Source organism: Chryseobacterium sp. SIMBA_028 (assembly GCF_046535285.1).
Taxonomy (GTDB): domain Bacteria; phylum Bacteroidota; class Bacteroidia; order Flavobacteriales; family Weeksellaceae; genus Chryseobacterium.
Genome location: NZ_JAWRWZ010000910.1, coordinates 1 through 229, shown reverse-complemented (window position 1 = coordinate 229; position 229 = coordinate 1). Strand labels below are relative to the sequence as shown.

The following is a 229-nucleotide window of genomic DNA, read 5'->3' as shown; positions in this document are numbered from 1 at the left end:
ATCAATTTCCCAGTTTCCGTATCCACTTCCTTCATTGAATAGATTTTGTGCATCCTGAAGGTATAAAACAGGGTAGCTCTTCTCAGAAGTATAATAATCATAGGGTAGTAAAGCCCAAACTTTACGATAACGCTCAAGTTGCGGAATGTAAAATTTTTCAGAGATAATTTCCACAATCGGGAAAAACTCTTTTTTGAACGGTCCCCAATTCAGTCTCCATTTTTCAATG

Annotated in this window: 1 protein-coding gene; it reads right to left on the bottom strand. The window is 36.7% G+C overall.

The annotated features are described in order from the left end of the window. On the bottom strand, nucleotides 1-229 hold a 229-nt coding region (locus SCA31_RS25850), incomplete at both ends, for an alpha/beta hydrolase-fold protein (protein WP_410699787.1).